At 70.0% G+C, this 7,701-nt stretch carries 10 protein-coding genes; 3 read left to right on the top strand and 7 right to left on the bottom strand.

From position 1 onward, the window contains the following. Both VFH10_RS09535 and VFH10_RS09530 read right to left on the bottom strand, forming a co-directional pair. The coding region (locus VFH10_RS09535) for an NAD(P)H-dependent glycerol-3-phosphate dehydrogenase (protein WP_325127886.1) at window positions 1–897 on the bottom strand (897 nt) is incomplete at its 3' end. Further along, entirely contained in the window at window positions 894–1,658 is a 765-nt protein-coding gene (locus VFH10_RS09530) for a lysophospholipid acyltransferase family protein (protein ID WP_325127885.1), read from the bottom strand. The genes VFH10_RS09535 and VFH10_RS09530, both read right to left, overlap by 4 nt. Before the next feature lie 129 nt (window positions 1,659–1,787). On the opposite strand from VFH10_RS09530, the gene cofC reads away from it, so the two are divergent. Then, window positions 1,788–2,399, top strand: coding sequence for a 2-phospho-L-lactate guanylyltransferase (gene cofC / locus VFH10_RS09525; RefSeq protein ID WP_325127884.1), 612 nt, complete (start codon window positions 1,788–1,790; stop codon window positions 2,397–2,399). 33 nt (window positions 2,400–2,432) lie between these two features. Here cofC and VFH10_RS09520 read toward each other — a convergent pair whose 3' ends face one another. The 3 genes from VFH10_RS09520 to leuC all read right to left on the bottom strand — a co-directional run bounded on the left by VFH10_RS09520 (window position 2,433) and on the right by leuC (window position 5,314). Beyond that, on the bottom strand, window positions 2,433–3,149 hold the full coding sequence (locus VFH10_RS09520) for an HU family DNA-binding protein (RefSeq protein ID WP_325127883.1): 717 nt from the start codon (window positions 3,147–3,149) through the stop codon (window positions 2,433–2,435). Between the two features lie 132 nt (window positions 3,150–3,281). Continuing rightward, window positions 3,282–3,884, bottom strand: a complete 603-nt coding sequence (gene leuD, locus VFH10_RS09515; protein ID WP_325127882.1) for a 3-isopropylmalate dehydratase small subunit — start codon at window positions 3,882–3,884, stop codon at window positions 3,282–3,284. Next, window positions 3,884–5,314 (bottom strand): 3-isopropylmalate dehydratase large subunit, encoded by a 1,431-nt coding sequence (gene leuC / locus VFH10_RS09510; RefSeq protein ID WP_325127881.1) that lies wholly within the window; start codon window positions 5,312–5,314, stop codon window positions 3,884–3,886. The genes leuD and leuC overlap by 1 nt, the downstream gene beginning before the upstream one ends. Before the next feature lie 101 nt (window positions 5,315–5,415). On the opposite strand from leuC, the gene VFH10_RS09505 reads away from it, so the two are divergent. Then, on the top strand, window positions 5,416–6,138 hold the full coding sequence (locus VFH10_RS09505; RefSeq protein ID WP_325127880.1) for an IclR family transcriptional regulator: 723 nt from the start codon (window positions 5,416–5,418) through the stop codon (window positions 6,136–6,138). A 119-nt stretch (window positions 6,139–6,257) separates the two neighbouring features. Here VFH10_RS09505 and VFH10_RS09500 read toward each other — a convergent pair whose 3' ends face one another. Together VFH10_RS09500 and VFH10_RS09495 are read right to left on the bottom strand one after the other, a co-directional pair. After that, on the bottom strand, window positions 6,258–6,659 hold the full coding sequence (locus tag VFH10_RS09500; RefSeq protein ID WP_325127879.1) for a hypothetical protein: 402 nt from the start codon (window positions 6,657–6,659) through the stop codon (window positions 6,258–6,260). Continuing rightward, window positions 6,659–7,405, bottom strand: coding sequence for an SGNH/GDSL hydrolase family protein (locus tag VFH10_RS09495; RefSeq protein ID WP_325127878.1), 747 nt, complete (start codon window positions 7,403–7,405; stop codon window positions 6,659–6,661). Before VFH10_RS09495 ends, VFH10_RS09500 begins: the two co-directional genes overlap by 1 nt. Before the next feature lie 53 nt (window positions 7,406–7,458). Between VFH10_RS09495 and VFH10_RS09490 the strand changes: the two genes are divergently transcribed. Continuing rightward, the coding region (locus tag VFH10_RS09490) for a MerR family transcriptional regulator (RefSeq protein WP_325127877.1) at window positions 7,459–7,701 on the top strand (243 nt) is incomplete at its 3' end.

Genomic DNA, 7,701 nt, shown 5'->3' with positions numbered 1-7,701 from the left:
GTCGACGTCGTTGTGGGCGGCCAGGTCGTAGATCGAGGCGCACGACTTCGCCCCCTCGGCGACCTGGCGGGTCGAGGCGACGATCTCCTCGGTGGTCATTCCCTGGCCGAGCTTCTCGCCGAAGGTGCGGTTGCGCGAGAGTGGCGAGGAGCAGGTGGCGACCAGGTCGCCGAGACCCGCGAGGCCCATCAGGGTCAGTGGGTCGGCACCGAGCTTCATCGCCAGCCGTGCCGTCTCGGCCAGCCCCCGCGTGATCAGCGAGGCGGTGGTGTTGTCGCCGAACCCGAGCCCGATCGCCATCCCCACGCACAGGGCGACCACGTTCTTGTAGGCACCCCCCAGCTCGCAGCCGAGCACGTCGGTGCTGCGGTAGGGACGGAACGCTCGGGAGTGGCACAGCTCCTGCAGGCGCTGGGCGACGGCCTCGTCGGCGCACGCGACCACGCTCGCGGCCGGCTCGCGCAGCGCGATCTCGCGGGCGAGGTTTGGCCCACTCACCACGCTGATCCGCTCGGGCCCGGCGCCGGTGACCTCGGCGATCACCTCGCTCATCCGCTTGGTGGTGCCGAGCTCGACGCCTTTCATGAGCGAGACGAAGATCGCGTCGTCCGGCATCGCACCGGTCCACGACCCGAGGTTCTCGCGCAGGGTCTGCGACGGCACGGACAGCACCACGAACTCGGCGTCGGCGGCGGCGTCCTTGGGATCCGAGGTCGCCCGGATCGCGGTGGGCAGCTCGATGCCGGGGAAGTACTCGGTGTTCTCGTGGCGCTCGTTGATCGCCTCGCACACCTCGGGGCGGCGACCCCAGATGGTGACGTCATTGCCGGCGTCCGCGAGGACGAGACTGAACGCCGTGCCCCACGAGCCGGCACCGAAGACCGCGACCTTCGTCATCTGTACTTCTTCTCCTTCTTCGGGTTGCCGATCTCGTGACCCCCCGAGACCTTCGGGTCGAAGCGCACCTTCGGCGGCGTCTCTCCGCGCAGGTCCGCCACCAGCTCGGTGATGGCGTCCATGATCCGGTCGGTGGCCTCGTGCAGCACCTCCGCGGTCAACGGCTTGTCCCGCAGGTCGGAGAGGGCGACCGGATCGCCCACCTTGTACGCCGCCGTACGCCGCGGCACCACGTGGAAGCGGGCGGTGTACGCCGGCAGGATCTCCTGGGCACCCCACTGGCCGATCGGGATGACCGGGCAGCCGGTGGCCAGGGCAATCCGGGCGGCACCGGTCTTGCCGCGCATCGGCCAGCCGTCCGGGTCCTTGGTGATCGTGCCCTCGGGGTAGATGCCGATGCACTCACCCCGGTGCACCGCCTCCACGGCGGCCTCGTAGGCAGTGGTCGCGCCCTCGCTCATCCGCGCGACCGGGATCTGCCCGGCGTCCTTGACGATGTGCTTGAGCACCGGAGTGCGGAAGAGCGCGTCCTTGGCGAGGTAGCGGACGAGCCGACCGTGGTCGTAGAGGAAGTGGCCCAGGGTCATGGGGTCGATGTGCGAGATGTGGTTGACCACCACGATGCAGCCCCCGGTCGCGGGGATCTTCTCCCCGTCGATCCACTCGTGCTTGGTCGCCACGGTGAGGGTGGGCTTCACGATCGCGACGACGAAGGACCAGGCCCAGCCGCGCCTGGTCTGCAGCTCGCGCACCTTCGCCACGGCGTACCTCCCTCGTCCCCTCGACCCGCGCAGAACTCGACGTGAGCCTACTGCCCGGAGCTCCGCTGGGGGCTGTTGCATCACCCGGTCCGCGTGGTCGGTCCGGAGGGCTGGCAGGATCGTGCGTCGATGTCAGAGAAGTTCGCCCTGCTCGTGCCGGTGAAGACGCTCAGCCGCGCCAAGTCACGCCTCGTCGGGACCGATGCGGAGACCCGGGTCGCCCTGATGCGCGCGTTCGCGATGGACGCCATCGCCGCCGCCGCGCAGTCCGCCCACGTCCGCACCGTGCGCGTGGTCACCGACGAGGCGGGCTTCGAGGCCAGTGGGGTCGAAGTGCTCCCCGACGAGGGCGACGGTGACCTCAACGCCGCGCTGCGCAACGCCGCCGTCCGGGTGCGGCTCGCGGACCCGGGCACGTCGGTGGCGGCCATGTGTGCCGACCTGCCCTCGTTGCGGACCGCTGACCTCGACGCCGCCCTCACCGCCGGGATGTCACCGCGCTGGTTCGTCGCCGACGCGAGCGGCACGGGTACGACGCTGCTCGCGGCCGGTCCGGGCGTCGACCTCGACCCGCACTTCGGCGCGGACTCGGCCCGTCGTCATGAGGAGTCCGGTGCCGTGGCGGTGCGGGCTGACGTCCCGTCGCTGCGGCTCGACGTGGACACCGACGCCGATCTCGCACGCGCCCGGCAGACCGGCGTGGGACAGCACACGTGGGCGGAGATGCAGAAGCGGCGGTGACCCGGTGGTCACCGCCGCTTCTCAGGTACTGCGTCAGGACTTCTTGGCCGTCGACTTCTTCGCGGTCGACTTCTTGGCCGGGGACTTCTTCGCCGTCGAGGAGGCCTTCTTCGCCGGCGCGCTCTTCTTCGCCGTCGAGGTCGTCTTCTTGGCGGTCGAGGAGGTCTTCTTCGCCGGCGACGACTTCTTGGCGGTCGAGGTCGTCTTCTTGGCCGTCGAGGAGGCCTTCTTCGCCGGCGCGCTCTTCTTCGCCGAGGAGGTGGACTTCTTCGCGGTCGAGCCCGACTTCTTCGCCGTCGTCGACGCCTTCTTGGCCGGTGCCGACTTCTTCGCGGACGAGCTCGTCTTCTTCGCCGTGGAGGACGCCTTCTTGGCGGAGCCACCAGCGGCCTTGCGTGCCGCCGCGGTGCCGCGGCTGACCGCGCCACCCGAAGCCGAGTCCGCCGCAGCCAACGTCAGCTTGGGAAGCTTCTTGGCCCCCGACACGACGTCCTTGAGCTGCGCGCCCGGCTTGAAGTTGGGCACCGCCTTCTTCTTGGCCTTCATGCGCGCACCGGTGGAGGGGTTGCGCACCCACCTCGCGTCGCGCACCTTCTTCTCGAAGGAGCCGAACCCGGTGATGGCGACCTTCTCACCCTTGGCGACCTCGCGGGTGATGGTGTCGAGCACCGACTCCAGCGCGTGAGCAGCAGCCTTGCGGTTCCCCTCGAAGCGAGCCGCCAGGGTGTCGATCAACTGACTCTTGTTCACAAGCTTCCCTTTCGTGAACGTCGGCCGAGCGCTTTGCTCGACTAATCCCTTGCACGCTAGGGAAAAGTGATGCCCACCACAATGCAAACCGCGCGTGTCGCTGCAGGTAGTTGCAGCGAAACCCCCATCAGATCAGTGAATTGTCGTCGGTTTCCATGCCGGGCGGGACGACTCGTACGCCGCGATGTCGTCGTCGTGCGACAACGTGATGCCGATGTCGTCGAGTCCTTCGAGCAACCGCCACCGGGTGTAGTCGTCGATGTCGAAGGAGTCCTCGACAGCGTCAACACCCTCACCAGCACGGACGATTCTCGACTCGAGGTCGACCGTGATCGTCGATCCGGGCTTGTCCAGGAGGATGTCCCAGAGGCGCTGCACGACCTTCTCGTCGACCTGCGCGGCGAGCAGTCCGGACTTGCCGGCGTTGCCGCGGAAGATGTCTCCGAAGCGTGAGCTGATCACGACCTTGAAGCCGTAGTTCTGCAGCGCCCACACGGCATGCTCGCGCGAGGAGCCGGTGCCGAAGTCCGGTCCGGCGACGAGCACCGAGCCCTCGGCGTACGCCGGCTGGTTGAGCACGAAGTCGGGATCGTTGCGCCAGGCGGCGAACAGCCCGTCCTCGAAGCCGGTCCGGGTGACGCGCTTGAGGTAGACGGCGGGGATGATCTGGTCGGTGTCCACGTTGCTGCGACGCAGGGGCACGCCGACACCGGTGTGCGTGGTGATCTTCTCCATCAGGACTCCTGGGTCCCGGCCAGGGCGACCGGCTCGAGGTCGGACGGGGAGCTCAACGTTCCGCGCACGGCGGTCGCTGCGGCGACGGGCACCGAGACGAGATGGGTGCGTCCACCCTTGCCCTGGCGCCCTTCGAAGTTGCGGTTGGACGTGGAGGCACTGCGCTCCCCCGGGGTCAGCTGGTCCGGGTTCATGCCCAGGCACATGGAGCATCCGGCGCCGCGCCACTCACCGCCGGCCTCCTTGAAGACGACGTCGAGGCCCTCCTCCTCGGCCTGCATGCGCACGCGCACGGACCCGGGAACCACCAGCAGTCGGGTGTCCTTGTCGACCGTGCGGCCCTCGAGGATCTCTGCCGCGAGCCGCAGGTCCTCGATGCGCCCGTTGGTGCAGGAGCCGACGAAGACGGTGTCGACCTTGACCTCGCGCATCGGCGTACCGGGCTGGAGGTTCATGTAGCGCAGGGCGTTCTCCGCCGCGATGCGGTCGTCGCTGTCCTCGAAGCTCGCCGGGTCGGGGACCGAACCAGCCAGCGGGACGCCCTGTCCGGGATTGGTGCCCCACGTGACGAACGGCGTGATCTCGCCGGCGTCGAGGACGATCTCCTTGTCGAACTCCGCGTCGTCATCGGTGCGCAGCGACTTCCAGTGCTCGACGGCGGCGTCCCACTCGGCGCCCTCCGGGGCCTCGGACCGGCCCTGGATGTAGTCGAACGTGGTCTGGTCGGGCGCGATCATCCCGGCCTTCGCGCCCCACTCGATGCTCATGTTGCAGATCGTCATCCGCGCCTCCATCGAGAGCTCCTCGATGGCCGGGCCGCGGTACTCGACGATGTGTCCCTGGCCCCCGCCCGTGCCGGTGCGCGTGATCAGGCTCAGCACGAGGTCCTTGGCGGTGACGCCCTCGGGCAGTGAGCCGTTGACCGTGACGGCCATCGTCTTCGGCCGCGACTGGGGCAGCGTCTGGGTGGCGAGCACGTGCTCGACCTCGGAGGTGCCGATGCCGAACGCGAGTGCACCGAACGCGCCGTGCGTGGAGGTGTGGCTGTCGCCGCACACGATCGTCATGCCCGGCTGGGTGAGTCCGAGCTGCGGGCCCACGACGTGGACGATGCCCTGCTCGACGTCGCCCAGCGGGTGCAGCCGTACGCCGAACTCCTCCGCGTTGCGACGCAGGGTGTCGACCTGGGTCTTCGACACCGGGTCGGCGATCGGCTTGTCCCAGTCGACCGTCGGCACGTTGTGGTCCTCGGTGGCCAGGGTCAGGTCTGGCCGTCGTACCGTGCGCCCGGCCAGGCGAAGACCGTCGAAGGCCTGCGGCGAGGTCACCTCGTGGATGAGGTGGAGGTCGATGTAGAGGAGGTCAGGCTCTCCCTCGGCGGTGCGGACGACGTGCTCGTCCCAGACCTTCTCCGACAGGGTCTTGCCCATGACCGATCCCCTCCTGAGTCGTTTCACATGCTGAACGCCCCGACGAGGCGTGAGATCAGCGTAACGTTGCATCCCATTCTACGAGACGGCAGTATTGGAATATGGACAACTCAAGTGGAGTCGGCGTCCTCGACAAGGCAGCTCTCGTGCTGGCCGCGCTGGAGTCGGGCCCGGCCACCCTCGCGGGGCTCGTGGCCGGCACCGGCCTGGCCCGACCGACCGCCCACCGCCTGGCAGTCGCACTCGAGCACCACCGGCTGGTGGCGCGCGACATGCAGGGCCGGTTCGTGCTCGGCCCGCGCCTCTCCGAGCTCTCCGCCGCCGCGGGCGAGGACCGCCTGCTCGCGACCGCCGGCCCGGTGCTGGCCCGACTGCGCGACATCACCGGCGAGTCCGCCCAGCTCTGGCGCCGCCAGGGCGAGCACCGCGTGTGCGTGGCCGCGGCCGAGCGCCCCAGCGGCCTGCGCGACACCATCCCGGTCGGCTCACAGCTGACGATGCGCGCCGGCTCGGCCGCCCAGGTCCTGCTGGCCTGGGAGGACCCCGAGCGCATGCACCGCGGCCTGCAGAACGCCGCCTTCTCCGCGACCGCCCTGGCCGGCATCCGCCGCCGCGGCTGGGCCCAGTCCGTCGGCGAGCGCGAGCAGGGCGTCGCGTCCGTGTCCGCACCCGTCCGCTCCCCCAGCGGCAAGATCATCGCGGCCGTGTCGGTCTCCGGCCCCCTCGAGCGCCTGTCCCGCCAGCCCGGCCGGATGCACGCCCCCGCCGTACTCGCGGCGGCCGAGCGGCTGTCGGAGTCGTTGCGGCGGGCGGCGGCCGAGTAGGGTCGCGGGTTTCACCGGGCGCCCGGTGAACCTGTGCCCGGTCGGCCGAAGCATTGGCCTGCCGACAGGAGAACTGACCCGGTCGCGTGTCCACCTCACGTCCACAGGTGTCGTGTGGGCTAGGCCGTGAGCAGTCCGATCCCGAGGGTGGCCAGGCCGAGCGCGAGTACGACGGCACCGGCGAACACCAGGACGATCAGCCGGTTGGGACTGGTTCGCCCGCGGCCCGCGGAGGCGGCGAAGAAGCCGGCCGGCATCAGGATCGCCGCGATCGGTACGCCGGTCCGCGCGAGCCAGGCCCAGGCACCGGACAGGCCGGCGGAGTCCACGTAGAGCAACGCGGTCAACGACAGCACCAGCAGCACCCCGGCGTGCGCGTGCCCGGCCCGGGCGAAGCCGATCTGGAACGGCGTGACGCCCTCCGCGGAGCGCCACAGCTTCACCAGGTAGAGCCCGCCGGTCTCCACGGTCACCAACGACAGCAGCAGGATCCCGGCGAGGATCCGGGTCTCGTCACTCATCAGCCACTCCTTCGCATCAGCTGAGCCAGCGTCAGCCGCTCGGCCACCCCACGGGCGACCAGGTCGTGCAGCGCCGGACCCGGGTGGAAGCCGTCGGACGCGAACGGCTCGGCCAGCTCGTCGAGGTCTCGGCCGGTCAGCTCGACCCGCGCCACGGCGTCGTACTCCAAGGCGAGCTCGCGGGCGATCCGGTCCAGCCGTCGCGCGCGAGCGCCCAGCAGGTCGGCGAGCGGCCGCGGCAGGGCGGGGAATCGCTCGACCGGCGGCATCCCGAGCACGAACACCCGCGCCCGCGGCAGCGCCACCAGACGGTCCAGCACCGTCGTCAGCCCCGCGCGCCATGCCGCGTCGCTGCGCAGGTCCTTGGTGTCGTTGACCCCGAGCGAGACCACCGCGACGTCGGGGTCGCCAAGGTCCGTCTCGGCGAGGAGGTCGTGGAGGCCACGCGCGTCGAGACCACTGCGTGCGACCACCCGCCAATGCACGGGACGACCGGTGCGTGCATTGAGGTGCGCCGCGAGCCGGCCGGCCATCGCGTCTCGATGGTGCGCCACCCCGACACCGGCCGCGACTGAGTCGCCGACCACGAGCACCTCGAGCCGATCACCGCCGCGGCCCACCTGTCCGTCGACACCAGGCGCTTCCGGCAGCCACTCGACACGGCGGCGCACCCGGCTGCCCTGCACCAGCAGGACCGGCGCCGCGGCGAGCACCGCACCCCTCGACAACTCATTGGATAGTTTCACAATCTAATATTGGACAGCACCACTATCCAACTGTCAACATGATTGTCATGTGGATGTCCGAGCTCGCGGCCCGCACCGGGTTGCCGGTGCCGACGATCAAGTACTACCTGCGCGAGGGACTCCTCCCGCCCGGTGAGTCCATCGGCGCGACGCGGGCGCACTACGACGACACCCATGTACGTCGCCTCCGGCTGGTGCGCGCGCTCATCGAGGTGGCCGGACTGCGCCTCGAGGACGTCCGCCGGGTGCTCGACGCGATCGACGACGAGGACCTCTCCTGGCACGAGGCGGTCGGC

The organism is Nocardioides sp., from assembly GCF_035697785.1.
Classification (GTDB): domain Bacteria; phylum Actinomycetota; class Actinomycetes; order Propionibacteriales; family Nocardioidaceae; genus Nocardioides_B.
This window is presented reverse-complemented; position numbering and strand designations above follow the sequence as displayed.

Bases quoted from the DNA above. Each gene is read 5' to 3' on its own strand.
- cofC (WP_325127884.1), top strand. From the start codon at position 1,788: ATGTCAGAGAAGTTCGCCCTGCTCGTGCCGGTGAAGACGCTCAGCCGC.
- leuD (WP_325127882.1), bottom strand. From the start codon at position 3,884: ATGGAGAAGATCACCACGCACACCGGTGTCGGCGTGCCCCTGCGTCGC.
- leuC (WP_325127881.1), bottom strand. From the start codon at position 5,314: ATGGGCAAGACCCTGTCGGAGAAGGTCTGGGACGAGCACGTCGTCCGC.
- VFH10_RS09505 (WP_325127880.1), top strand. From the start codon at position 5,416: ATGGACAACTCAAGTGGAGTCGGCGTCCTCGACAAGGCAGCTCTCGTG.
- VFH10_RS09500 (WP_325127879.1), bottom strand. From the start codon at position 6,659: ATGAGTGACGAGACCCGGATCCTCGCCGGGATCCTGCTGCTGTCGTTG.